The sequence below is a fragment of the Vibrio sp. T3Y01 genome (genome assembly GCF_013114525.1).
Lineage (GTDB): Bacteria > Pseudomonadota > Gammaproteobacteria > Enterobacterales > Vibrionaceae > Vibrio > Vibrio chagasii_B.
The window spans coordinates 72,323-96,852 of the sequence record NZ_VTXJ01000005.1 but is presented as its reverse complement, the minus strand read 5'-3'; the positions used below and the strand labels follow the sequence as shown (position 1 = coordinate 96,852).

The window sequence follows — 24,530 nt, the reverse complement described above, 5'->3', positions numbered from 1 at the left end:
TGCCATGACAGCGAAATCAAACGTTGCAGAGAAAAAAGCTGCACCAAAGAACAACGACAAGATGCTGCCTGATGGTCCAGATTGGACGTTCAACCTCTTAGAGCGATACCACGTTGAAATTAAGCGTGTGGCGCAGCATTACCGACTAGACACTTACCCTAACCAAATCGAAGTGATCACTTCTGAACAGATGATGGATGCATACTCGAGTATCGGTATGCCTATTAATTACAACCACTGGTCATTTGGTAAGAAGTTCATTCAAACCGAACAGAACTACAAGCATGGTCAAATGGGGCTCGCGTATGAAATCGTGATCAACTCAGATCCTTGTATTGCCTACCTAATGGAAGAGAATACCGTGACGATGCAAGCGCTGGTAATGGCACACGCTTGTTACGGCCATAACTCTTTCTTCAAGGGAAATTACCTGTTCCAAACATGGACAGATGCTAGCTCAATCATCGACTACTTGCTGTTTGCTAAAAAGTACATCAATGATTGTGAAGAGAAATACGGCGTTTCAGAAGTCGAACAACTGCTCGATTCTTGCCATGCTCTGATGAATTACGGCGTTGACAGATACAAACGCCCAGAGAAGATCTCCATCGCGGAGGAAACCGCTCGCCAAGAAGAACGTGAGGCTTACCTGCAATCTCAAGTCAACGAACTGTGGCGCACAGTGCCACAAAACCGCGACAAAGAGGAAGAGCAGAAGGTACGTTTCCCAAGTGAGCCACAAGAGAACATTCTTTACTTCATTGAAAAGAATGCGCCTTTACTGGAGCCTTGGCAGCGTGAATGTGTACGTATTGTTCGTAAGGTCAGCCAATATTTCTACCCTCAGAAACAGACTCAGGTAATGAATGAGGGCTGGGCAACCTTCTGGCACTACACCATTCTTAACCATCTATACGATGAAGGCCTAGTAAGTGATAAGTTCATCTTAGAGTTCCTACACAGCCATACTAGCGTAGTCGCTCAACCAGCCTATAACAGCCCTTATTTCAGCGGTATCAACCCATACGCGCTTGGCTTTGCGATGTTTAGAGACATCCGTCGTATCTGTGAAGAGCCAACTGATGAAGACAGAGAGTGGTTCCCGGAATTGGCAGGAACGGATTGGCTGGAGGCGGTGCACTTTGCGATGCACAACTTCAAAGATGAAAGCTTCATCAGCCAATACCTTTCTCCGAAGATCATTCGAGACTTTAAGCTGTTCGCAGTGCTCGATGACGACCGAAAAAACACCATTGAAGTGAGTGCGATTCATGATGACCCGGGCTACCGCCTGATCCGTGAAAAGCTCGCCGCGCAATACAACCTCAGCAACCTTGAACCCAACATTCAGGTGTTCAATGTAGATGTACGCGGCGATCGTTCAATGACACTCCAATATGTCCCTCATGACCGCATCCCTCTTGATAAAGGCTACGACGAAGTGATGAAGCACTTATATCGCTTATGGGGCTTCGACGTGATTTTAGAAGAGGTCAAAGACACAGGTCATAGAGAGATTCTGACGACTTGCCCGAAACGTAATGATTACGGAGCAAAAATCTAATACCCATCGCCGTTAATCGGTGCTGGGTATAAGACTCCGCTCCCCCTACAACATAGTGGTCACCCGCTCGGAAGTGGAGCAACAAAAAAGCGCATAAGTCATCGACTTATGCGCTTTCCTTTTAAGCTTCTTTTGGCTCTTACTTCTTGAGCTCTAGCGTCTTAAACGAACACTATTAAACGATCGGCTTTTGACCGCGTTCAATCAGCTTCATCAGCACGCTGTCTGCAGATTTACCTGCCACACCTGCGAGCTTGTCTGACAGCTTTTTCTTCTGTACATAGTGAATCGCTAGCACTGTCTTGTCTTTGCATGCTTCAACGACTAGGTCATCAGAAGTGCGGATCTCATCCACCAGCCCAAGTTCGTGAGCTTGCGTACCAAACCAGTGTTCGCCCGTCGCTACTTTATCAAGATCAAGTGCAGGGCGGTGGTCGCGAATGAAGTCTTTGAATAGACCATGTGTCTCTTCTAGCTCTTCTTTAAACTTCTCACGTGCTTTATCGCTGTTCTCACCAAACATAGTCAGTGTGCGTTTGTACTCACCTGCAGTTAGCTGTTCGAACTCAATATCATGTTTCTTAAGCAGTTTGTTAAAGTTTGGCAGTTGAGCAATCACACCAATAGAGCCAACGATAGCGAACGGCGCTGACACAATTTTGTCTGCAATACATGCCATCATGTAGCCGCCGCTTGCCGCCACTTTGTCTACCGAGATAGTCAGAGGCAGACCTGCTGCTTTGATACGATCAAGTTGAGAAGACGCCAAACCGTAGCCGTGAACCATGCCACCGCCAGATTCAAGCTTAAGTAATACCTCATCGCCTTCACGAGCCACAGCCAGAACCGCCGTTACCTCTTCACGTAATGAAGCCACTTCTTTCGCATCAATGCTGCCGTTAAAATCAAGAACGAATAGATGTGGTTCACGCTTGCTATCAAGCTCACCCTCTTTCACTGCTTTTTTCACTTCTTTACCGCGTGATTTTACTTTCTCTTTTTCCGCTTTCTTTTCTGCTTTATCACGGGCTTTGATGAAAGCATCATCGTGTAGATGGTGCTCTAATTGTTCGATTGTCTGTTTATGGTGTTCAGATAGGTTCGTGATTTCCAGCTCACCTTTAATCGCGCTTGATTTTCCACCCACAGATTTAGCAATGACTAAAATTGCGATGATGGCGATTACAACGGTCGCAATCTTGGCTAAAAACAAGCCGTAGTCCAACAAAAATTCCAATGTCATATCCCCTAATGTATGAATTAGTGTATTGTAACCATCTTGTCACGATTACCAAGAATTTCTCATCATTCCTGCGGTTATCTGTGTGATTAAACATCAATGGAATGGCGAACATAATAAAAGAAAGAAGGATAAGCACAGTGGATTACCCAATCTCTACAGATGCCCTCAAAGATAAAGTAATTTTGGTTACTGGTGCTGGTGCCGGTATTGGACGCCAAGCAGCACTAAGCTTCGCTCAACATGGCGCGACAGTTATTCTGCTAGGCCGCAATGTTAAAAACCTTGAATTTATTTACGATGAAATCGAAAGTGCTGGTTACCCACAGCCTGCGATCATCCCATTAGATCTAAAAGGCGCGACAAAGCAGAACTACATTGATATGGCTGAAACCATTGAGTCACAGTTCGGTCGTTTAGATGGTCTACTTCATAACGCTGGCGTTCTCGGTACTCTGAGCCCGTTTGAGCAGATTGATGAAGAGACTTTTGATGATGTTATGCAGATCAATGTGAAGTCTGAATTCTTGATGACTCAAGCACTTCTGCCAGCTCTTAAGAAAGCGGAAGCAGGTCGTATCGTATTTACCTCTTCTACCGTTGGCCACTCTGGCCGTGCATTCTGGGGCACTTACGCGATCTCTAAGTTTGCTACCGAAGGTATGATGCAAATCCTAGCGGATGAGCTTGAAGACACTAACATCCGCGTTAATGCGATCAACCCGGGTGGCACTCAAACACGCATGCGCGCAAAAGCATACCCAGGTGAAGATGCAAACAAGCTAAAAACGCCACTGGATATCATCCCACTGTACTTACACTTAATGAACCCAAGTGTGACAGACATTAATGGCCAATGTATCGACGCTCAACCTAAGTAGTTGATATTATAACCAATCGTAAAAAGTCGCTTTAATAGCGGCTTTTTTTATCTAAATCAAGCATCTAACACTTACTTCTACTAATTTTCGTCATTTTGCTTTGCATCTTTTTCACGATTAAATATACTGTATAAATATACAGGTATTTAATTATGCATGAACTCATAAAAAACTTACAAGACCGCCAGCTAATCTGGAAAGGGCTACAATCAACAACGCTAGGAAGTACCACTTCAACAGGCTATCCGCAATTGGACAAACAGCTTGATGGTGGCTTTCCGACGCACGGCGTTATTGAAGTTGAATCACAACAAGGGATCGGTGAACTACGCCTACTCACGCCCTATTTATCTCAACAAAACTCGCAAAAACTGGCCATATTCATTAACCCGCCAGGGAAGATCTGTGCCGAGTTTTTTAGTAGCCAAGGAGTCGAACTTGATAACATCTTGGTGATCGAGCCTCAACGTGATCTCGATGCATTATGGGCTGCTGAGCAATGCCTCAAGAGTGGTGCTTGCCATTCTGTATTGTTATGGGGAGCCGATCTCGAAATCCACCAAACCAAACGCTTACAAGCAGCAAGTGAAACCGGTAAATGCCTACAGTTTCATTTTAAAGCCACCAGCCATAATCAATTATCCCTACCCGTTTCTTTAAGCATGAAGCTCTCTTCTCATGCTCAGGGGTTAAAGGTTGAGGTAACAAAAAGAAAAGGCAGCTGGTCGTATGGCAGCTTTATCCTCGACATGACTCACCATTGGCCGTTACTGACAGAGAAAGTCATCAGCATCGACAGTTCACACCGTGTCTTGTCTGATAATACTGTGCTGGCTTTTCCTATTGCGAAACAAGGCTAGCGTATGCTGTGGCTGTATCTGCACTTTCCATCTCTGCAATTGGATACCTTGTTTAACTCAAGTGAATCGAGCTCAAAGGAAGAATCACACGAGCAACCTATTATCATCGTGGATGAAAAAGATCATCGTGTACTGCAAGCTAATCAAGTCGCGCTGGAATCAGGCATCACACTGGGTATGGGGCTAGGGTCAGCGGCGGCACTTTGCCATCACTTACACGTTCACCCATACAGCATTGAGCTTGAGAAAAACAAACTGAAAGAGATAGCTCAATGGGCGTACCTGGTGACTTCCGACATGACTCTGTTGCCACCCAATGGCTTGTTGATTAAAGCTTCTAACATGCTATCGCTTTACGATGGGCTGGATAACTACTGGCATGAACTCAAAAGCCATATTGAAGCTCTCAACATTAAGTTCAGTTTTGCCACAGGCTACTCACCGCTTTCTGCGATCCTTCTGGGCAAACAAGCGATCAATCAAGTAACAGACAATGTTCAACAGATGAAGGCTTGGGTTAACCAACAAGCATTGAGTTCTAGCGAGCTACCACCTAAGCAAGTTGAGCGCTTAAATCGTGTCGGTATTAATATCGTTGAAGAGCTATTGAAGCTGCCTTTGCAAGAAGTCGCACGTCGCTTTGATATCGACTTGGTCAATTATGTTGGTCGCCTCAATGGGCAATTCAAGCACCCTATTGATTTCTATCATCCACCAGAAAGCTTCCAGCAATATCTGGAGCTGTTGTTTGATATAGAGAACATTCTATTTATCGAAAAGCCACTGCTGAAATTATTGGATCAACTGGAGTGCTTTTTGAGGCTACGTGACAGAGTCGCGTTTGAGCTAACACTGACTCTGCACCTTAGGGGTAAAGACGACCACCCAGTCTCTTTCTATTCAGCACAGGGGGATTACCTTGCTGAAAAGTGGGCTAACCTTACCCATCTCACCTTAGAGTCACTCAAGCTCACAGCCCCCGTTCAAGCGCTTACTCTCTCGTTAGCTCGTCATGGTGAGCCTCAAACGGCCTACCATGATCTTTTTGATGGTAATACCGGAACACTTGCAGCGTTAGATCTACTGTCACTGTTACAGGCAAAGCTCGGACAGGCATGCATTCAAACACCGAAAATACAGCAGGATCCTAGGCCAGAAAAAGCCAATCGCTACTCGCTTCCAACCCTGAGTAAAACCGTAGCAAAGAAAAAAGCCACCGTTGAGGTTGTGGAACAAACAACACCCACTCTCAGCACAGGTCAGCAGCGACTCAGGCCCAGCATTTTACTGCCAGAGCCAGAGGCCTTAACCGAGAACGTCATCTTATCTCAGGGGCCTGAGCGGATTGTTTCTGGATGGTGGGATGGCGAGAAAATCATTCGTGACTATTTTATTGCTCACAGTGAAAACGGGCGATGGTTGTGGGTATTTAGAACACCAGATAAACAGTGGTTCTTACACGGCTTATTCAGCTAATCAACACTTACTCAGCTAACCAATAAAGAGTTGAATCGCCAACCTGCACCATTGACTCAATTTAAAAGCCCCTTTTTCAATCATGTTTACTCGCAATGATTAAGTGAGATTACGTTATGTCTCAGCAATACTCAGAGCTTTTCTGCCAAAGTAATTACTCCTTTCTTGAGGGAGCTTCACACGCGGAAGAGCTGGTTTTACAGGCCGACTTTTTACGTTACAAAGCACTTGCGGTCACCGACGAGTGCTCAGTAGCAGGCATCGTTAAGGTTCACTCTGCAATCAAGCAACATGAACTGTCGCTCAAACAGATTGTCGGGAGCATGTTTTGGCTAAATGAAGAGTGCCAAGTGGTTTTACTGTGCCCAAATAGAAAGGCCTATGCTGAGCTGTGCCGTATTATTACTAACGCAAGACGCCGCAGCAGCAAAGGACATTATCAGCTTTCTGAGTGGGATATAATGTCGGCTAAGCACTGCTTCATTCTATGGCTGCCTCAACAGAAAGCTGAAGACGCCCATTGGGGACAGTGGCTTTCACAACATCACTCAGGTCGATTGTGGATTGGATTGCAACGACACCTAAAACAGACCGATCAGCAGTACATCGATTACTGTGTGGAGCTGTCACATCATCATCACCTACCAATGACAGCTTGTGGCGGCGTGTTGATGCACAATGCTAATCGCTTGCCCTTACAGCACTCACTCACTGCGATTAAATACCAAAAGCCCATTACCGAAGTAGGCAGTCACTTACTGGCGAATGCCGAGCGCTGTTTGCGAAGCATCAATAAGCTCTCGCATATCTTTAAAACAGAGTGGCTAGAGGAGAGCAATCGCATCGCTGAACTGTGTGACTTTGATTTGGATAGCTTGCGATACGAATACCCAAGTGAGCTGATACCTCAAGGTGAAACTCCCATGAGTTATCTGCGCATGTTGGTCGAGAAAGGCAAACAAGCTCGCTTCCCACAAGGCATCCCTAGTGACATTCAACAGATCATCGATAAAGAGTTAGGGCTTATTGACGAGCTCGACTACCCTTTCTTCTTCCTGACGATCCACGACATCGTCATGTTTGCCAAAAGCCAAGGCATTCTTTATCAAGGTCGAGGTTCAGCGGCCAATTCCGTGGTTTGTTACTGCCTAGAGATCACCTCTGTCGACCCAAGGCAGATCTCAGTACTGTTCGAACGCTTCATCAGTAAAGAGCGTGATGAGCCGCCCGATATTGATGTCGACTTTGAGCATGAACGCCGCGAAGAAATCATCCAGTACATCTATCAAAAATACGGTAGAGAACGTGCTGCGCTTGCTGCTACGGTCATTTCTTATCGCTTCAAAAGTGCAGTAAGGGATGTAGGTAAAGCATTGGGGCTGCAAGAAACCCAGCTTGATTACTTCATTAAGAACACCAACCGAAGAGATAAAAGCCTAGGCTGGCAGGCTCAACTCACTCTATTAGGGCTACAACCTGACTCTTTAAAAGGTCAGCAGTTTATCCATTTAGTTAATGAAATCATCGGCTTTCCACGCCACCTATCTCAACATGTGGGCGGCTTCGTGATCTCTTCAGGCCCCTTGTATGAATTGGTTCCAGTCGAGAACGCCGCAATGCACGATCGCACAATTATTCAATGGGATAAGGATGACCTTGAAACTCTGGGGCTGCTTAAAGTTGATGTACTTGCACTTGGTATGCTGTCTGCCATTCGAAAATGCTTCGACCTGATCAAGCGTATCCATGGTCGCTCGTTAACGATCGCAGAGATCACTCGCCTTAAAGATGATCCTCAAGTTTATGGCATGATTCAACGAGCAGACACCGTTGGCATATTCCAGATTGAGTCACGAGCTCAAATGAGCATGCTTCCAAGGCTCAAGCCAAGGACGTACTACGACTTGGTGATTCAAATCGCTATCGTACGCCCAGGTCCTATTCAAGGTGACATGGTGCACCCTTATCTCAAGCGCCGTGATGGTATTGAGCCAATCAGCTATCCCTCGAAAGAGGTTGAATCCGTTCTATCGCGCACTATGGGTGTGCCTATATTCCAAGAGCAAGTGATAAAGCTCGCTATGGTCGCTGCAGGGTTTACAGGTGGTGAGGCGGATCAGCTCAGACGTGCGATGGCCGCTTGGAAGAAAAACGGCAACGTATTTAAATTTAAAAACAAGCTCATTGAAGGCATGCAAAAGCGAGGCTATGACATTGAGTTTGCCGAGCAAATCTTTAAACAGATATGTGGCTTTGGTGAGTACGGCTTCCCGGAGAGTCATTCCGCTTCGTTTGCAGTACTCGCGTATTGTTCAGCTTGGTTAAAATGCTATTACCCTGAGTGCTTCTACGCCTCCTTACTGAATAGCCAACCTATGGGGTTCTACAGCCCATCGCAATTGGTACAAGATGCTCAGCGACACAATGTGGCGATACTCCCAGTATGCGTGAATGCCTCTCAAGACAACCACACCGTTGTCTCTCAACAAAATGGTTTAGCCATACGTTTAGGGATGAGACAAATCAAAGGCTTGAGTGAACATGGTATCCAGAGTGTGTTAGCTAACCGGCCGAGCTCGGGTTATCGCCACCCTAGCCAGGTAAAACAGTTATCAATCAACAAGAAAGACATTGAGCTACTTGCCTCAGCAAATGCGCTTCACAACGTTTCAGGTGACCGCTTTCAAACTCGCTGGGCGATTATGGACTCGGCCTCTGATCTACCCTTGTTTAGTCAAATCGATGACAGCTTTGAAAAAGGTAATGACGAACAAAGATTGCAACAACCCAGTGAGATGCAGGATTTACTTGAGGACTTCACCAGTGTTGGGATCTCTTTGAATAAGCACCCCATCACGTTACTGGAAGAAGCTAACCGACTAGGTCGATTCACTCATATGAAAGACTTAAAACAACAACGACACAAATCCATGGTCACCGTTGTTGGGCTTGTAACGGGTAAGCAATCCCCCGGAACCGCAGCAGGCGTCACCTTTGTCACACTGGAAGATAATACGGGCAATATTAATGTGGTGGTATGGGGAGCAACGGCGCGCGCTCAACAGCAAGCGTATCTCACAGCCAAGGCGTTAAAGGTGCAAGGCATCCTAGAAAAAGAAGGTGAAGTGGTACATGTGATTGCAGGTAAGCTTATCGATATTACCGATGAGATTGTTGGCTTAAAAACCAAATCGCGAGACTTTCACTAACAACTAAAATTACTGTTTTATATCGGTAAATAAAACGAAAAAGGGAAGCGCCTGCTTCCCTTTATTTCAAATTGTTGAGTTATACCTCAACGTCAGCTTCCGTACGTCTTTTCTTAAATTCCCTATATAGTAATAAGCTTAAAGTCATAACAACTTTAGACGTCAACCATATCATTAAGAGGAACTACCTTAAATTGTGCGTGAAAAGTTACGTGAGTAGTTGAGCATATTTTGTGACGATTAATATACTGCATCAATAATAGCAAACGTTTTCCATAAGGTCACTCAAAACAAACCACCTGTCGGTATAATTTACAAAATCTGTCGCATACGCTCCTGCGTTACCTCAACCAACAAGTCCGGTTGGAACTTAGAAATGAAGCGGTTACACCCTACTTTTTCGACCATTGCTTCATTAAAACTTCCACTTAATGAAGTATTTAGCGTAATAAACAAGTCATGCATTCTTGGGTCAGTTCGTACTTCGTGTGTCAGCTTATAACCGTCCATTTCAGGCATTTCGGCGTCGGTGATCATCAACAGAATTTCTTGATTGATGTCTTTCCCCTCATCACACCAACCCTTGAGTAAGTTCAGAGCTTCTAAGCCATCACAACACTCAATGATGTTTAATCCAAGCTGCGACAAAGTGCCTTTAATCTGGTTACGTGCCGTTGAAGAGTCATCAACGATAAGTACGTTTCGGCCAATCATCTCTTGAGCTAACTGCTCATCTAACACACCTTCAGAGATCGACACATCGTAATCGATGATCTCAGCTAGCACCTTTTCAACATCGATGATCTCAACGATTTTGTGCTGATCTTCTTCTTGAATATGCGTGATAGCGGTTAGGTAGTTTGCACGACCTGTTGTCTTTGGTGGCGGCTGGATTTCAGTCCATGTTGTATTAACGATATTACGCACCTGTCCAACCAAGAAACCTTGTACAGTTCGGTTGTACTCCGTAATGATCAAGTTACTTTCTTGAGACTCTGCACGTGACGGCGGAAAGCCAATCGCACTTCGCAGATCAATCACAGGTACTGATTCACCACGTAAAGAAGCCACCCCTGTAATATGGTGGTGGGAGCCCGGTAAGCGAGTAAGCACCGGCACTTTTAGCACTTCTTTAACTTTAAATACGTTAATCGCAAATAATTGGCGACTATTTAAGCTGAATAACAAGAGTTCCAGACGGTTTTCACCAACCAGTTTCGTTCTCTGATCAACCGAATTTAAAACGCCAGACATACAACACCTTAGTGACAAATAATAACTGTGGCTACAATAGCCTACTTCAATGGGTTAAAGCAAAGCGCTAATGCACAGAATGCTTAAACTAAGTACAACAAATGTTGTTATACGAAGCTTAAGTACATGGAAAGGATCGGGGAAGACTAAAAGAAGAGAAAAGAGTTAACCTTCAATAACTTTCATTAGCAACTGACCGTCGTAGAGAGCCTGCTTAATAAGTGCAGCACCTGGCATGGTTGCTTGCTTGTAGAATCGAGATTCCACCAGCTCTAAATCTTGATGGTAAACCGATAAGCTCTGCTCTTCGATACACTTTTGAATCGCCGGGTACAGAACGCTCTTAGCTTGGTTGATAACACCACCGACTAAGATTTTCTCTGGGTTAAACAGGTTAATCACAATGGCAATCGCTGAACCTAAGTAACGGCCTAACTGCTCAATCACTTCGACAGCCAGTGGGTCACCATCAGCCGCAGCAGCACAGATTTGTTCAATCGTGACATCTTCAAAAACGGTAAGCGTGGATTCTTCACCATTGGCTAGGCGCTCTTTCACTTGTTCACGAATCGCCTGTGAACTCGCGACCGTTTCTAAACAGCCTCGATTACCACAATGGCAAAGTTTGCCTTCCTTATCGATCTGGATATGACCCAATTCACCGATGTTACCGTGACGACCTTGCAGAACTCGGCCATCAAGAATAATCCCGGCACCTAAACCGTGGTGAATAGAGATTAAGACAGAGTTGTCATTATCTTGAGAATTACCAAACAACTTCTCAGCCAGCGCCCACGCGCGAGTATCATTGGCAATAAAAACCGGCAAGCCCGTTTCTTTGTAGATCTCAGGACCCAAAGCTAAGTTTTCGACATTGTAATGCGGCATTTGCAACACAATACCCTGCTCTGAATTCACAAGGCCTGGAAGCGTGACCGCGATACTGGTTACCCTGTCGAGCTGCTCAGCATAAGTTTGAAAGAATTCGTCGATTTCATGAAGAAGACGCGCAAGTACATCATCTTGGTCGCGTTCGTGAATGTCGATCTTCGTATCGATAAGCACATCGCCGCCCAGTTCATGAAGCGCGATAGTAAGATACCCGCGTCCAAGACGCATCGACAAGAATTGCCAACCTTCATTGTTGGTTTGCAAACCAACAGCAGGACGTCCGCGAGTCGTAGCTTCTTGAACCGTCGTCTCGTGGATAAGGTGAGCTTCCATGAGTTCACGGGTTATTTTGGTAATACTCGCCGGAGCCAACTCACTTTGTTTGGACAGATCGATACGAGAAATAGGACCTTTAAGGTCAATTAGTTTATATACACGACCAGCATTGACCTGTTTGATATGATCAATATGGCCCGGTTGAGCCATGTACATTTTACGCTCCAGAAATCATCAACGGGATAATTTTTTTACTTTGCGAAGTAATTGTGAAGTCACTTGGTATATCGCCGTGACCAGTATCACGTATATACATGAATCTTTGTGTATCGAGTCAAATAGTTCGAGGAAAATTAACACTCACATCGATAATTTACGACTTAATTTTTAGAATAAAACATCGCGTTTGAGTCCTGAATTCAATAATTAAAGGCAAATCAAGAAATATCCTCCTAGCTCCCAATAAATTATCAATTAATGCATATACTTAATTCAGTCTTTTAAAAAGATTACTGGCCTCACTCTAGGAGTATTCATGACAGCTGAATTAAGAAAAACGAAAATCGTCACAACGCTAGGCCCTTCTACCGATAAAGGTAACGTGCTTGAAGAGATCATCAAAGCCGGTGCCAATATTGTTCGTATGAACTTCTCCCACGGCAGCAGCGACGACCATATACAACGTGCAGAAAAAGTCAGAGCAATCGCAAAAAAACTGGGGACACAAATCGCTATCCTCGGCGACCTTCAAGGTCCCAAGATTCGTGTGTCGACATTCAGAGATGGAAAGATTCAACTGGCTGTTGGTGATGAATTCACTCTAGACAGCAGCCTAGGTTTAGGTGAGGGCGACCAGCAAGCCGTTGGCCTCGACTATAAAGAGCTGCCGAATGATGTCTCAGCCGGCGACATTCTGTTACTTGATGATGGACGTGTGCAACTCAAAGTCACCAAGGTCGAAGGTTGTCGCGTTCATACCGAAGTCATCATTGGCGGCCCGCTATCCAACAACAAGGGCATCAACAAAAAAGGCGGTGGGCTTTCTGCAGAAGCGCTAACCGACAAAGACAAACGAGACATCGTCACCGCCGCCCAAATCCAAGTCGATTACCTCGCTGTCTCTTTCCCTCGTAACGGCGAAGACATGCACTACGCTCGCCAACTTGCGCGTGAAGCAGGCTTAGAAGCTCACTTGGTCGCCAAAGTTGAACGAGCAGAGACGGTATCGACCGTTGAAAACATGGATGACATCATAATGGCTTCAGATGTGGTCATGGTGGCTCGTGGTGACCTCGGAGTAGAAATTGGGGACCCAGAGTTAGTCGGTGTACAAAAACAGCTTATACGCCGTGCTAGGGCCCTTAATCGCACTATCATTACTGCAACTCAGATGATGGAATCAATGATCTCCGCTCCAATGCCTACCCGTGCTGAAGTAATGGATGTCGCGAACGCTGTGCTTGATGGTACAGATGCGGTAATGCTGTCAGGTGAAACCGCTGCCGGGCAATACCCAGTAGAGACGGTAAAATCGATGGCAGAAGTGTGTGTTGGTGCCGAGAAAATGGCAAACGTCAATCAGTCCAACTACCGAATTGACCGCACTTTCGTGACAGCAGAAGAAACAGTATCAATGGCAACCATCTACTCTGCCAACCACATGGAAGGCATTAAAGGTGTAGTCACGCTGACTGAGTCTGGGCGCACTGCTTTGATGATGTCTCGCTTAAGTGCTGACATGCCTATCTACGCTTTGTCTCGTAACGAAGGAACGCTAAACCGTTGTACCTTGTATCGAGGCGTAACCCCTATCTACTTTGAGACAGAAGCCAAAGACAGCTTTGACATTGCACTATCGACACTTGCTTGCCTAAAAGAGAAAGGACACCTCAAGTTTGGTGATCTCGTGATCATTACCCAAGGCGATATCATGGACGTGGCTGGCTCAACTAACTGTATGAGAATCCTACCTGTCACTTAACTCTCAGCGCAGCGGATAAAGCCAATAAGCAGCGACAACATGAGATAAAAGTAAAAGGGTTATCGAACCAAGTTCAATAACCCTTTTTCATTTCAGTACATGACGAGCTATATGTGCACACCACGAGGCTAGCTATAGCATTCCGCCCGCATTATTTATCAATAACAACGCTTGCCAGTTGGGGCATATGCGAACTGCGAGCGTTTTCCGTTGTGGTATAAGTTTCAACGAATCGGTAGCCGGCCTCTAAACCCAGTTCGTAATCATGGAGCAAATCTTCTCTGTCACTCATTAAAGAGCTCGATTTTAACGATCTACTTGGCGCGATCTGCACCACAAAGGCATCGTCTGGAGGAGAATTCAAAAAGTCTTGAGTCAACGAGTAAGTTTGATAGTGCACCATCAACATGTCAGCCAACCCAGAATCAAACTTATCACCAATTAAATGGCTTAAACGGTAAATATCATCAGCGCCAAACAACCATCGACCACCATTAAGCAAATCTAAATGCCCACGGTCACGCTTCTGTTCTTTAGAGCGTAGGATCTGCTGCTGGAAGAAAGAGGTCCAGTCAGTTTTCCATTGCTCCACTTTTTGTTGCCAATGGCCTTGAACACTATCGAACGATTCTCGGAACCACTCCAGCTCCTCGGCAGTTACCGGTTTAGGTGCTTGAATTTTCTGTTGCTGCTGCGGAGCTTGAACTAGCGGTCTCCCCTCTTCATCCGTTACAGGTTCTGTACGAATCACAACAATTGAACGAGCCTGCCTACGCCACGCCTCTTGAACGGGAATAGAGGCAGACACGCCGCCATCCACATAAGCACTATCACCAATCAAGATCTCATCATTGTACAAACGAGGAATGGCACAAGTTGCTATCATCACCTTATACCAATCGTCTCCCAACAGAGGGAAGTAGTGATCTCGTAAATCTTTAGAACCCGTTACCGCCGCATAGAAGTGCCGCTCACCTAAGGTTTGCCGCCCTAAATCAAGGTCGAGCTTGTAGGGGTAAGCCATGATTTGCTCCAAGGCCCACTCAAGCCCTAAATTCTTCCTGTGCCGTATGTAAGAGAACAGATTGAAGAACTCTGGAGAGGTGGTCAGGTCAAGGACAAAAGAGCGCCCTAAGCCTTTATCACGACACAAATAGGCACATAAGTTAAGCGCACCTGCCGAGGTACCGAAAAATTCATCGAAGGGGTCAAAATTAGAGAGGAGAAAAGCGTCAAGAACGCCTGAGGTAAAAATACTTCTCTGTCCGCCACCTTGAGCGACCAGTGCTGTTTTACCAGCAATAAACTTAGCGTAATAATCTAAGTCTATTGCGGTATCAATATTGGTTACGAACCCACTATTCATTATTTCCTGAGTATCAAAACTCAGCCTCGCAATAAATGGTATTAACTACCGATCGCAATAAAGCCAAATGAAAGAATGATTACGTAGATGAACGCTGTAATTTGTAGGGCATTTTTCAGATTATGTTCCATAGACACCTCTGGCTTATTATTAATTTGTTGAGTCACTATTTAAGTACTATCAGGTGTGTGAAGTATCTTCAAGAATCGTCGAAATTAGTCGCACGATATTGATGTAACCATCACAATTAGTAAGTGTATGGATAAGGATATACTCATGAATAACATAGCAAATATGATGACGTTGGTTGCACTTTTCTCGGTTTCGAGTGTTTATGCCTCACCGGAGATCATTATTACTCCAATGGTTGGTTATACCGCCGGAGGGAGTGTTGAAGATCAAGATGGTAAAAACTATGACATGAAAGGATCTGAAAATTACACCTTTGCCATTGAAACGCCGCTTGAGAAAGGACGTATTGGCTTCTTTTACTCGAATCAAAGCTCAGAGCTGGAAACGCTTAACCTAAGCTCTTCAATCCAATACCTGCACTTTCAAAGTAGCATTTACTACCCTGCATCTTCGGTTCTGTCAGGGTACCTAGGCTTAGGACTGGGCGCCTCTTATGTTGATGTGAACTGGGCGAAAGATAAATACGGTTTCTCGACGTCGATTTTTGGCGGTTTAGAATATAAGTTTATTGACCGCTTAGCGCTCAATACCCAAGTTCGTTGGTTAGGTACCGTCGTAGATAACGACACAACCGGCGTATGCAACATTCCAAGCAATGGCCAAGACTGCATTATTCGCTTTGATACAGACTGGATGAACCAATTCCAAGCCAATGTTGGATTAAGTTTTACTTTCTAGATGACGTAAATGCGATAAAAGTGAGTATTGGAAAAATGAAAAAGCCAGCTAATTTGCTGGCTTTTCGTTGTATCGTATTTTTCAGTTCAACTTTAGAACTTATAGGTCACACCCAGAGCACCGCCTAGTTGCAACTCCACACCTTTGTACATATCAAGTTCAGGGTGAACCTGTGCGTAAGCATTCCAACCTTCGTAGAAGTTCACTTTAACGCCTAACGGCAAGCGTAAGCCAAAGTCGTCATTCCATTCAGCCCAAGCACCCGCGCCGACGTACCAGCTCAACGGAGCTTCAGTCTCGAACTGACCTCGCTTCCAGATGTAATCAAATGCAGCGCCGTCATTACCAATAGTAACACGGTATTTCTGGTCAAACTCAACAACGGCACTCAGATCTTGGTCAACGGCTAGACCAACTTCTAACGCAGGAGCTTCAGAAGCGTGAGCTAACGAGGCAAGGCTGCCGCACATAAGGCCAATCAAGCAACGATGTTTCATAGTATTCTCAAACTGTTTCAAAAAACGGTAGGTTAATTAAATACCGACACCATTTGTCATCATAAGGTTAAAGATAGCAGGCCATCAAAGGTGATATCCATAGGAGAGTAATTTCAAATGAATGGTAAATAACTGAGAGACAAAAGAATAAGTTTGATGAAACATAGCTAAACAGTAGAAAACAAAAAAGGAGGCCTTTCGGCCTCCTTTCAATTTATTGAATCAGTGAATTAACCGTTGTTACGGATCCACTCATCCATGTCTGTTTTCAGGTTGTCAGATTTAGTACCGAAGATAGCTTGTACGCCACCCGCTACTACTACAACACCTGCAGCACCTAGTTTCTTCAGCTTGTCTTGGTCAACAACTGCTGTATCAGCAACTGCAACACGTAGACGAGTGATACAAGCGTCAAGACCAGTGATGTTCGCTTTACCGCCGAATGCAGCAACTAGCTCACCAGCAAGTTCAGAACCAGTCGCAACTGCTTCTTCTTCTGACTCGTCTTCACGACCAGGAGTTTTAAGGTCTAGAGCTTTAATCACAGTGCGGAATACGATGTAGTAGATTGCAGCGTAAGCAATGCCACATACAACCATTAGACCCATCTTAGACGCGTTGCCAGATAGAACTAGGAAGTCGATTAGACCGTGTGAGAAAGATGTACCGTGTACAAAACCTAGAGTGTTCGCAAGAACGTAAGCAGAGCCAGCTAGTAGAGCGTGGATTGCGTACAGAACAGGAGCAACGAATAGGAATGAGAATTCAATTGGTTCAGTGATACCCGTTAAGAATGAAGTTAACGCAGCAGAAGCCATGATACCCATTACTTTAGCGCGGTTTTCAGGCTTAGCTGAGTGTGCAATTGCGATTGCAGCAGCAGGAAGACCGAACATCTTGAACATGTAACCACCAGCTAGCTGACCGAAGCCATTGCCCGCTGCACGAGATGCGTCATCAGCAACTAGGTAACAAGTAAGAACACCGTTTTGAGTTTCGCCAGCAGCGTTTACACAAGTACCAGCTTCGAAGAAGAAAGGTACGTTCCATACGTGGTGAAGACCAAATGGAATTAGAGAACGCTCAACGATACCGTAGATACCAAACGCCACTTGTGGGTTTTGGTGAGCAGCCCAATCAGAGAACGCAGAGATAGCGCCACCAACTGGAGGCCATACTACAGATAGTAGAATTGCTAGACCGATCGCAGAAAAACCTGTGATGATTGGCACAGCACGCTTACCAGCGAAGAAGCCAAGGTACTCAGGAAGTTGAATACGGAAGAAACGGTTGAATGCCCAAGCAGCAACACCACCGACTAGGATACCACCTAGTACACCAGTATCGATTTTATCAACGCCCATTACACCAGCCATTACGCCTAGTGTAGCAGTCATGATGCCGTAACCAACGATTGCAGCTAGACCAGCCACGCCATCGTTGTTAGTAAAGCCAAGTGCAACACCTACTGCGAACAGTAGTGCCATTTGACCGAATACTGAACCACCAGCTTGCTCCATAAGGTTTGAAACAATTTCTGGAATGAAAGGAAGATCTGCTGCACCGACACCTAGCAAAATACCCGCAACTGGTAAAACTGATACTGGAAGCATCAGAGACTTACCAACTTTTTGCAGGCTAGCAAAAAGGTTCTTAAACATGTTTATGCTCCTGATAAAGATAAAATAATTATATGGGTTCTAACGGCACACCCCCGTAGCCTATATGTTAGCACCCAGTGAAAATGTAACCATGTATTGCATTATATTTTCTGCCGCTAAATATATATTGATGCAGAACTAACTTTCTAGTGACTTACGAAATTTAGTTTCAAAACACGTCTTGGATCACATGTCAAATCTAGAAATGCAATGGTTTACAATAAAATAAACGATTGAAATTTAAGAGCATTTTTACAAGTCATTATTATTTTACTGGGTAAATAAAATAAGAGGGAATGTTATTTTTAGTAACAAAATTACAAATGTTATAATTCACGCTCTCAAGTTCAACATAATTCGTAAACATTAAAAAAAAACGTATTTTTGGTGATCAAAAACACAAAAAGGGAGCTTTCGCTCCCTTTTATTTGTTTAGTTAGTTTTTTATCGCAAAAAAAGTTTTTGGTAATTTTTGGTCGTTTGTTCAGCAACCTCTTTCATCGATACACCTTTTAATTGCGCGATGTAGGCCGCCACTTCCACAACATATGCAGGTTGATTCTGCTTTCCACGATATGGGATCGGTGCTAAGTATGGAGAATCCGTTTCAATCAGTAGCCTATCTAACGGCAGACTCTTAACGACCTCTTTAAGCTCTGTTGCCTGCTTAAAGGTCACAATACCTGAAATTGAGATATAAAAGCCCAGCTCCATGGCCGCTTCAGCAAATGCCTGATCTTCGGTAAAGCAGTGGATTACACCACCACACTTCTCTGCACCACCATCACGAAGAATAGCAAGTGTATCTTCACGCGCATTACGGGTATGTATGATCAAAGGCTTGTTCAGTTCAACCGCTAGTTCAACATGCTGTTTAAATCGCAGTTGCTGCAGTTCAGCCGTTTCAGGCTGGTAATGGTAATCAAGGCCAGTTTCACCGATGGCAACGACTTTAGAATTGCTCGCGTATTCACGCATTCTTTCTAAACTAAAGTCACTCTCAACATCAAGAGGGTGAACGCCACAAGACGCGTTAACGTTATCAAACGGTGCAATCATTTCGAGCATGTTTTCAAACGAATCTAGTGTCACACCTACAGAAAGTAGTTGGTCAACATTCGCTGCTTTTGCTTTGTTCACGACATCTTCTACACTGGTGTGTAAATCTTGGTAATCCAGCTTATCTAAATGACAGTGGGAATCTACGAACATGTTTCCTCGCAAGTGGCTATCAGCCAATTCATTATGAGTAGCTCCGTATTGAGCCCAGGGTGTTGCTTCAACTGCTCAGTCAATATCAACAGTTTATGTGCTGCAGTATAGGCGCTTTGATAAGACATCACCTCACGCAGCGCATTAGCGCTGGGAGTGATAGCCGTATTCGCTAAGCCAAAATGCAGCTTCTGTACGTCAGACAATAAGTGCCATAACCAACCCAATTGAATCAAAGGGTCTTTGCTAAGCTCTGTCGAGAACTTTAGCATGTCAGGTTGAGTGCCTTTGATGATATTAACGAAACCGTCGAACACTTTCTCGGAAGCGTCAATACCGCCCTCTTCAAACATCGCTTTCGCTTTCAACGGAGCATTGTCGTTAAGTGCCAAAATATACGCAGGAACGGCCTTACCCACTTCTCCATCTAGCCATGCTGAGCCCGCTTCCAATTGTGGGCTCACCACATTGAACTGCTGACAGCGACTGATGATGGTTGGCATTAATCGATTACTGTTACGAGTCGATAAAATGAAAATACACTGGCTTGATGGCTCTTCGAGAGTTTTCAAAAGAGCATTAGAAGCCGACTCGTTCATCGCTTCAGCAGGCTCAAGCAAGATAACGCGTAAACCGCCCAACTGGGATGACTCTTGAGCCCAGCGATTACTAGCACGAACTTGATCAACCGTGATCGATTTGCCTTCTTTCTCTGGCGAGATGACATGAAAATCGGGATGACTGCCCGACTTCATTAACTCACAGCTATGGCAAAAACCACACGCCTCACTTTCATAGTTTGTGCACATTAATGCATCGGTAAGTTGGCTAATGAGAGCGTCAACGCCCAACCCTTCCGGCGCATTAACAATCACCGAATTAGGAAAACGCTCAGCATCGAGGCTTTTTTTCCACTCACTCCAAACTGGTGTGAGCCAAGAATACACTTCCGCCATGACTACCTACTGTTGGTCTAGCCACGTACTAAGCGCTTGCTTAATATCCGCGGCTACTTGTTCTATCTCTTGCTCTGCATTGATCACAAGAACCGACTCATCTTGCGCAGCGATCTCAAGGTAACGTTCACGCGTGCGATCGAAGAAAGAGATATCCATCTTTTCAATTCTATCGAGCTCACCACGGCCACGTGCACGCTCAAGCCCTACTCTAGGGTCTAAGTCCAAGTATAGAGTTAGATCCGGCTTAAAATCGCCTAGTGTGGTTGCTTTCAATGATTCCATTGTCGTACGCGCGATCTGGCGACCACCACCTTGATACGCTTGAGAAGACATATCATGACGATCACCCAATACCCATTTACCGCTATCTAAAGCAGGCTTAATCACGTTTTCGACTAATTGAACACGTGCAGCGTACATCAGCAGTAACTCAGTCATGTCTTGAAGCTGTTCGCCTTCGTGCTCTTCTTTGACCAGTGAACGCATCTTTTCTGCCAGAACAGTACCGCCTGGTTCACGAGTGTTTACTAGCTCTTCAACACCAGAAGCTTTCAATGTCTCAACAATGGCATTGATAGCTGTACTTTTACCCGCACCTTCAAGGCCTTCAACCACGATAAATTTCGACTGATTCATAATTCGTTCTTTATTTGTTTTTTCTTAATTGTTTTAAGTAAGCTCGTACTGCACGGTTGTGCTCAGCCAAACTCTTTGAAAATACGTGCCCACCTGTGCCACTCGCGACAAAATAGAGGTAATTGCTCTTTTCTGGATTCAGAGCCGCATTAATTGACGCTCGACCTGCCATGGCAATCGGCGTTGGCGGCAGGCCACTCATAGTGTATGTGTTGTATGGCGTTGGGGTTCTTAAATCTTTCTTACGGATGTTGCCATCATAGCTATCGCCCATTCCGTAAATCACCGTCGGATCCGTTTGTAGACGCATACGCTTGTTTAAGCGGTTAACGAATACAGACGACACACGTTCACGCTCTGAAGCTACGGCCGTCTCTTTCTCAATAATAGAAGCCAGAATCAGAGCTTCATAAGGTGACTTAAGAGGCAGTTTATCCGCTCTGTTTTCCCATTCATCGTTCACCACGTTCATTAGGTCTCGATGGGCACGCTTCAACAAATCTAAATCGGTTGTGCCGTAGGTGTAGTGGTAGGTTTCCGCTAAGAACAAACCTTCTAGCTTCTCATTTTCAATGCCAAGCTTTTCAGCGATCTCTTTTTCAGACACACCATCTAACGTCTGTTGAATGAATTCATTGTCTTTTAGCTGCACGAGCCATTCGTCGAAACGACTGCCTTCAACAAAGGTGATGGTAAACTGGTGCTCTTTACCCTCTACAAGCACTTGCAGCGCTTGCTCAAGCGTTAACCCCGGCTCTAGCAGGAAAGTACCCGCTTTTACGTCAACAAGCTCAGGGTGAAGCTTACGGATTAATTTCTCATAAGGAGATGCCTCAAATAGGCCCTCATTGATTAACTGAGCCAGCACGCGGTTAAAGCTGCTGCCTGAAGCAACGGTAACTACCTGCGGCTTTTCTAATTGAATAACTTGTTTCAGGTTATCTTGTGCTTGGTTATACACATAGAACCCGGCAGCGCCCGCTGCAATGAGGCACAAGATAATAAAAATAAATAACTTTTTGATCACGAGTTTAGTTGTCCTTGAAGGCTACGAGTAACGGTTCCAATGTCGAATTGGGTTTCACTAATACGGGTAACAGGGGCAACCCCTAAAATGGAGTTGGTGATGAAAACCTCATCAGCTTGCATGAGTTGAGGTAAGCAATAGTCACCAATAGTAACGGAAAGTTCAGTTTGGTTCAGCGCAGTTAACACTTGCTTACGCATAACTCCCGCTACACCACTTTGGGTTAGCTGAGGCGTACAAATCACCTCACCTTGGCGCCAAAACAGATTGGCCATGGTGGTTTCAATCACATTGCCAGAGATATCAAGAACCAAACCGTCAACTTCACCAGCTTGATCTATCTCGTCTTTCATCAGTACCTGCTCAAGACGATTGTTATGCTTGTGACCAGCAAGCAATGGACTCAGCCCTAAAGCTTGGCGACAAATCCCGAGTTCAACTCCGGTATCTTGCCATGCCTCATAATGGCTTGGGTAATCAAACGTACTAATGGTAATGGTTGGCTTAGCAATGTTCTTAGTGCTGTAGCCTCTGCCGCCAGCACCGCGGCTAACATGCAGCTTTATTCCGGCTTTTCTACTATTGAACTTATTTGCACTTTCGAGGTGGCAGTTTTGGATGTGTTGAATTGCGCTATTGAGCCAAACGTTAACCACATTCCAATCTAATGCAGAAATACGTAACGCTTTTAGACATTCATCGACACGCTGTTGATGGTCCTGAAAATGCTGGATCTGACCATTTTGGACAAGCATTGTCGTAAAACAGCCGTCTCCGTATTGAAACGAACGATCTAAGATGTCGATAGTTTGCTGGCTTTGTCCGTCAACCCAAAACATGTTTTTCCCCATAAAAAGAAACGGCTCAATGCTAAGCATCAAGCCGTTTAAAAACAAGTCTAATTATGACTATCTACGACGTTTAGGTCTTTTATAAGATGATTAAATCTTTTTGAAGATCAAACAGCCGTTTGTGCCACCGAAACCGAAAGAGTTACATGCAGCATATTCCATGTTGCTAACTTTACGAGCAGTGTGAGGTACTAAGTCAATGTCTAAGCCTTCTTCAGGATCATCTAGGTTGATTGTTGGTGGAACAATTTGGTCAACCAGAGACATAGCCGTGATGATAGCTTCAGCAGAACCAGCGGCACCTAGAAGGTGACCTGTCATTGATTTCGTAGAAGAAACCAATACTTGCTTGCTACCAGCTTCGCCAAGAGCACGTTTGATGCCCTTAACTTCTGCTACGTCGCCTGCAGGAGTCGATGTACCGTGTGCGTTAACATAACCGATTTGTTCACCAGTAATGCCAGCATCACGCATAGCCGCTTCCATTGCTAGTGCGCCACCAGAACCATCTTCACTTGGAGATGTCATGTGGTAAGCGTCACCCGACATACCGAAGCCAACTAGCTCACAGTAAATCTTAGCGCCACGAGCTTTAGCGTGTTCGTACTCTTCTAGAACCATCATGCCAGCACCGTCACCAAGAACGAAGCCGTCACGGCCTTTGTCCCATGGACGAGAAGCTTTTTGAGGCTCGTCGTTGCGAGTAGATAGTGCTTTAGCTGCACCAAAACCACCCATACCTAGTGGTGTAGATGCTTTTTCAGCACCACCCGCTAGCATTGCGTCAGCATCGCCGTATGCAATCATACGTGCCGCGTGACCAATGTTATGTAGGCCAGTTGTACATGCAGTAGAAATAGCGATGTTAGGACCGCGTAGACCACGCATGATAGACATGTGACCAGCAATCATGTTCACGATCGTTGACGGAACAAAGAATGGGCTAATTTTACGAGGGCCTTTTTCAGTAAGCGCTTGGTGACCTGCTTCGATCAAACCAAGACCACCGATACCAGAACCGATAGCCACACCAATACGTGGTGCGTTCTCATCAGTAACAGTTAGACCAGAATCATCAAGTGCCTGAACACCTGCTGCGACGCCGTATTGGATGAATAGATCCATTTTACGAGCATCTTTTTTAGACATGTACTCTTCGCAGTTAAAGTCTTTAACTAGACCTGCAAAACGAGTTGAGAAATTGGTTGCATCAAAGTGCTCGATATTCACGATACCACTTTGACCAGCTAGCAGGGCTTTCCAAGAAGATTCTACAGTGTTGCCTACCGGTGACAACATACCCATGCCAGTGACAACTACACGACGCTTGGACACGATTTTACACTCCGGAGATTGAGGTGATTTAAGATGAGGATAGATGAGTTAGAGAAAACACAGGCGGTCGAGGTGACCGCCTGGGAGAGATTATTACTGAGCGCTAGTTACGTAATCGATAGCTGCTTGAACAGTAGTAATTTTCTCAGCTTCTTCATCTGGGATTTCAGTGTCGAATTCTTCTTCTAGAGCCATTACTAGCTCAACTGTGTCTAGAGAATCTGCACCTAGGTCATCAACGAAAGAAGCTTCGTTTTTAACTTCAGCTTCGTCTACACCTAGCTGTTCAACAATGATTTTCTTTACGCGTTCTTCGAGGTTGCTCATTTTTTCTTTTCCTTTACAGAGTTCGCTTTATGCGATGTTTTCCGTAGTTTATTCAATCTATTGAAAGTTGCAAGGTCAACTTTTCTGGTCAAACCACAATTTTCACGATTTTAACCGAAATTACGTATGATCTTGACTTAAATCATGCACAAATGTT

At 44.9% G+C, this 24,530-nt stretch carries 21 protein-coding genes; 7 read left to right on the top strand and 14 right to left on the bottom strand.

Annotated features, from left to right (window positions below; translation table 11 throughout):
* Positions 1-4: 4 nt before the first annotated feature.
* Positions 5-1,564: a SpoVR family protein gene (locus tag F0232_RS07330; RefSeq protein WP_061034190.1), complete on the top strand. Its 1,560-nt coding sequence runs from the start codon at positions 5-7 to the stop codon at positions 1,562-1,564.
* Between the two features lie 175 nt (positions 1,565-1,739).
* Here the strand turns inward: F0232_RS07330 and sohB are convergent, their stop codons facing one another.
* Positions 1,740-2,807, bottom strand: coding sequence for a protease SohB (gene sohB / locus F0232_RS07325; RefSeq protein ID WP_061034189.1), 1,068 nt, complete (start codon positions 2,805-2,807; stop codon positions 1,740-1,742).
* Positions 2,808-2,944: 137 nt separating this feature from the next.
* Between sohB and F0232_RS07320 the strand changes: the two genes are divergently transcribed.
* The 4 genes from F0232_RS07320 to F0232_RS07305 all read left to right on the top strand — a co-directional run bounded on the left by F0232_RS07320 (position 2,945) and on the right by F0232_RS07305 (position 9,230).
* On the top strand, positions 2,945-3,685 hold the full coding sequence (locus F0232_RS07320) for a YciK family oxidoreductase (protein ID WP_017629695.1): 741 nt from the start codon (positions 2,945-2,947) through the stop codon (positions 3,683-3,685).
* A gap of 152 nt (positions 3,686-3,837) precedes the next feature.
* Positions 3,838-4,545, top strand: coding sequence for a translesion DNA synthesis-associated protein ImuA (gene imuA / locus F0232_RS07315; RefSeq protein ID WP_105057395.1), 708 nt, complete (start codon positions 3,838-3,840; stop codon positions 4,543-4,545).
* Positions 4,546-4,548: 3 nt separating this feature from the next.
* Entirely contained in the window at positions 4,549-6,021 is a 1,473-nt protein-coding gene (locus F0232_RS07310; protein ID WP_105057396.1) for a DNA polymerase Y family protein, read from the top strand.
* 116 nt (positions 6,022-6,137) lie between these two features.
* Positions 6,138-9,230 (top strand): error-prone DNA polymerase, encoded by a 3,093-nt coding sequence (locus F0232_RS07305; RefSeq protein ID WP_105057397.1) that lies wholly within the window; start codon positions 6,138-6,140, stop codon positions 9,228-9,230.
* Between the two features lie 312 nt (positions 9,231-9,542).
* On the opposite strand, the gene F0232_RS07300 is transcribed toward F0232_RS07305, so the two are convergent.
* The gene (locus F0232_RS07300) at positions 9,543-10,484 is read right to left on the bottom strand and encodes a chemotaxis protein CheV (RefSeq protein WP_061033766.1); all 942 of its coding nucleotides are present in this window, start codon (positions 10,482-10,484) and stop codon (positions 9,543-9,545) included.
* 165 nt (positions 10,485-10,649) lie between these two features.
* Complete coding sequence (locus F0232_RS07295; RefSeq protein ID WP_061033767.1) at positions 10,650-11,867, bottom strand: ROK family protein; 1,218 nt, start codon at positions 11,865-11,867, stop codon at positions 10,650-10,652.
* Positions 11,868-12,186: 319 nt separating this feature from the next.
* On the opposite strand from F0232_RS07295, the gene pyk reads away from it, so the two are divergent.
* Positions 12,187-13,632 carry a pyruvate kinase gene (pyk, locus tag F0232_RS07290; RefSeq protein ID WP_004737392.1) on the top strand — a complete coding sequence of 482 codons (1,446 nt, stop codon included), beginning with the start codon at positions 12,187-12,189 and terminating at the stop codon, positions 13,630-13,632.
* A 151-nt stretch (positions 13,633-13,783) separates the two neighbouring features.
* On the opposite strand, the gene F0232_RS07285 is transcribed toward pyk, so the two are convergent.
* Positions 13,784-14,998 carry a patatin family protein gene (locus tag F0232_RS07285; protein WP_105057398.1) on the bottom strand — a complete coding sequence of 405 codons (1,215 nt, stop codon included), beginning with the start codon at positions 14,996-14,998 and terminating at the stop codon, positions 13,784-13,786.
* 41 nt (positions 14,999-15,039) lie between these two features.
* Entirely contained in the window at positions 15,040-15,129 is a 90-nt protein-coding gene (locus F0232_RS07280) for a YnhF family membrane protein (RefSeq protein WP_105057857.1), read from the bottom strand.
* Between the two features lie 145 nt (positions 15,130-15,274).
* Here F0232_RS07280 and F0232_RS07275 point away from each other — a divergent pair, with 145 nt between their 5' ends.
* Positions 15,275-15,868, top strand: a complete 594-nt coding sequence (locus tag F0232_RS07275) for a hypothetical protein (RefSeq protein WP_105057399.1) — start codon at positions 15,275-15,277, stop codon at positions 15,866-15,868.
* A gap of 92 nt (positions 15,869-15,960) precedes the next feature.
* Here F0232_RS07275 and F0232_RS07270 read toward each other — a convergent pair whose 3' ends face one another.
* The 9 genes from F0232_RS07270 to acpP form a co-directional block, all read right to left on the bottom strand.
* On the bottom strand, positions 15,961-16,365 hold the full coding sequence (locus F0232_RS07270) for a hypothetical protein (RefSeq protein ID WP_105057400.1): 405 nt from the start codon (positions 16,363-16,365) through the stop codon (positions 15,961-15,963).
* A gap of 230 nt (positions 16,366-16,595) precedes the next feature.
* The gene (gene ptsG, locus F0232_RS07265; RefSeq protein WP_008223640.1) at positions 16,596-18,026 is read right to left on the bottom strand and encodes a PTS glucose transporter subunit IIBC; all 1,431 of its coding nucleotides are present in this window, start codon (positions 18,024-18,026) and stop codon (positions 16,596-16,598) included.
* Positions 18,027-18,470: 444 nt separating this feature from the next.
* Positions 18,471-19,238, bottom strand: coding sequence for a TatD family hydrolase (locus tag F0232_RS07260; protein ID WP_061033771.1), 768 nt, complete (start codon positions 19,236-19,238; stop codon positions 18,471-18,473).
* The gene (locus F0232_RS07255; protein ID WP_061033772.1) at positions 19,229-20,194 is read right to left on the bottom strand and encodes a DNA polymerase III subunit delta'; all 966 of its coding nucleotides are present in this window, start codon (positions 20,192-20,194) and stop codon (positions 19,229-19,231) included. The genes F0232_RS07260 and F0232_RS07255 overlap by 10 nt, the downstream gene beginning before the upstream one ends.
* Positions 20,195-20,200: 6 nt before the next feature.
* Positions 20,201-20,833, bottom strand: a complete 633-nt coding sequence (gene tmk / locus F0232_RS07250) for a dTMP kinase (protein WP_061033773.1) — start codon at positions 20,831-20,833, stop codon at positions 20,201-20,203.
* Between the two features lie 10 nt (positions 20,834-20,843).
* Entirely contained in the window at positions 20,844-21,860 is a 1,017-nt protein-coding gene (gene mltG, locus F0232_RS07245; protein ID WP_061033774.1) for an endolytic transglycosylase MltG, read from the bottom strand.
* Complete coding sequence (gene pabC, locus F0232_RS07240) at positions 21,857-22,699, bottom strand: aminodeoxychorismate lyase (RefSeq protein ID WP_105057401.1); 843 nt, start codon at positions 22,697-22,699, stop codon at positions 21,857-21,859. Before pabC ends, mltG begins: the two co-directional genes overlap by 4 nt.
* Before the next feature lie 102 nt (positions 22,700-22,801).
* The gene (gene fabF / locus F0232_RS07235) at positions 22,802-24,046 is read right to left on the bottom strand and encodes a beta-ketoacyl-ACP synthase II (protein WP_004737382.1); all 1,245 of its coding nucleotides are present in this window, start codon (positions 24,044-24,046) and stop codon (positions 22,802-22,804) included.
* Positions 24,047-24,139: 93 nt separating this feature from the next.
* A complete protein-coding gene (gene acpP, locus F0232_RS07230; protein ID WP_004737381.1) occupies positions 24,140-24,373 on the bottom strand; it encodes an acyl carrier protein in 234 nt (77 codons plus the stop codon).
* Positions 24,374-24,530: the final 157 nt, after the last annotated feature.

Bases quoted from the DNA above. Each gene is read 5' to 3' on its own strand.
- F0232_RS07275 (WP_105057399.1), top strand. From the start codon at position 15,275: ATGAATAACATAGCAAATATGATGACGTTGGTTGCACTTTTCTCGGTT.
- ptsG (WP_008223640.1), bottom strand. From the start codon at position 18,026: ATGTTTAAGAACCTTTTTGCTAGCCTGCAAAAAGTTGGTAAGTCTCTG.
- F0232_RS07295 (WP_061033767.1), bottom strand. From the start codon at position 11,867: ATGTACATGGCTCAACCGGGCCATATTGATCATATCAAACAGGTCAAT.
- F0232_RS07270 (WP_105057400.1), bottom strand. From the start codon at position 16,365: ATGAAACATCGTTGCTTGATTGGCCTTATGTGCGGCAGCCTTGCCTCG.
- F0232_RS07255 (WP_061033772.1), bottom strand. From the start codon at position 20,194: ATGGCGGAAGTGTATTCTTGGCTCACACCAGTTTGGAGTGAGTGGAAA.
- sohB (WP_061034189.1), bottom strand. From the start codon at position 2,807: ATGACATTGGAATTTTTGTTGGACTACGGCTTGTTTTTAGCCAAGATT.
- F0232_RS07300 (WP_061033766.1), bottom strand. From the start codon at position 10,484: ATGTCTGGCGTTTTAAATTCGGTTGATCAGAGAACGAAACTGGTTGGT.
- acpP (WP_004737381.1), bottom strand. From the start codon at position 24,373: ATGAGCAACCTCGAAGAACGCGTAAAGAAAATCATTGTTGAACAGCTA.
- imuA (WP_105057395.1), top strand. From the start codon at position 3,838: ATGCATGAACTCATAAAAAACTTACAAGACCGCCAGCTAATCTGGAAA.
- pabC (WP_105057401.1), bottom strand. From the start codon at position 22,699: ATGTTTTGGGTTGACGGACAAAGCCAGCAAACTATCGACATCTTAGAT.
- F0232_RS07305 (WP_105057397.1), top strand. From the start codon at position 6,138: ATGTCTCAGCAATACTCAGAGCTTTTCTGCCAAAGTAATTACTCCTTT.
- F0232_RS07310 (WP_105057396.1), top strand. From the start codon at position 4,549: ATGCTGTGGCTGTATCTGCACTTTCCATCTCTGCAATTGGATACCTTG.
- F0232_RS07285 (WP_105057398.1), bottom strand. From the start codon at position 14,998: ATGAATAGTGGGTTCGTAACCAATATTGATACCGCAATAGACTTAGAT.
- tmk (WP_061033773.1), bottom strand. From the start codon at position 20,833: ATGAATCAGTCGAAATTTATCGTGGTTGAAGGCCTTGAAGGTGCGGGT.
- F0232_RS07280 (WP_105057857.1), bottom strand. From the start codon at position 15,129: ATGGAACATAATCTGAAAAATGCCCTACAAATTACAGCGTTCATCTAC.
- pyk (WP_004737392.1), top strand. From the start codon at position 12,187: ATGACAGCTGAATTAAGAAAAACGAAAATCGTCACAACGCTAGGCCCT.
- F0232_RS07260 (WP_061033771.1), bottom strand. From the start codon at position 19,238: ATGTTCGTAGATTCCCACTGTCATTTAGATAAGCTGGATTACCAAGAT.
- F0232_RS07330 (WP_061034190.1), top strand. From the start codon at position 5: ATGACAGCGAAATCAAACGTTGCAGAGAAAAAAGCTGCACCAAAGAAC.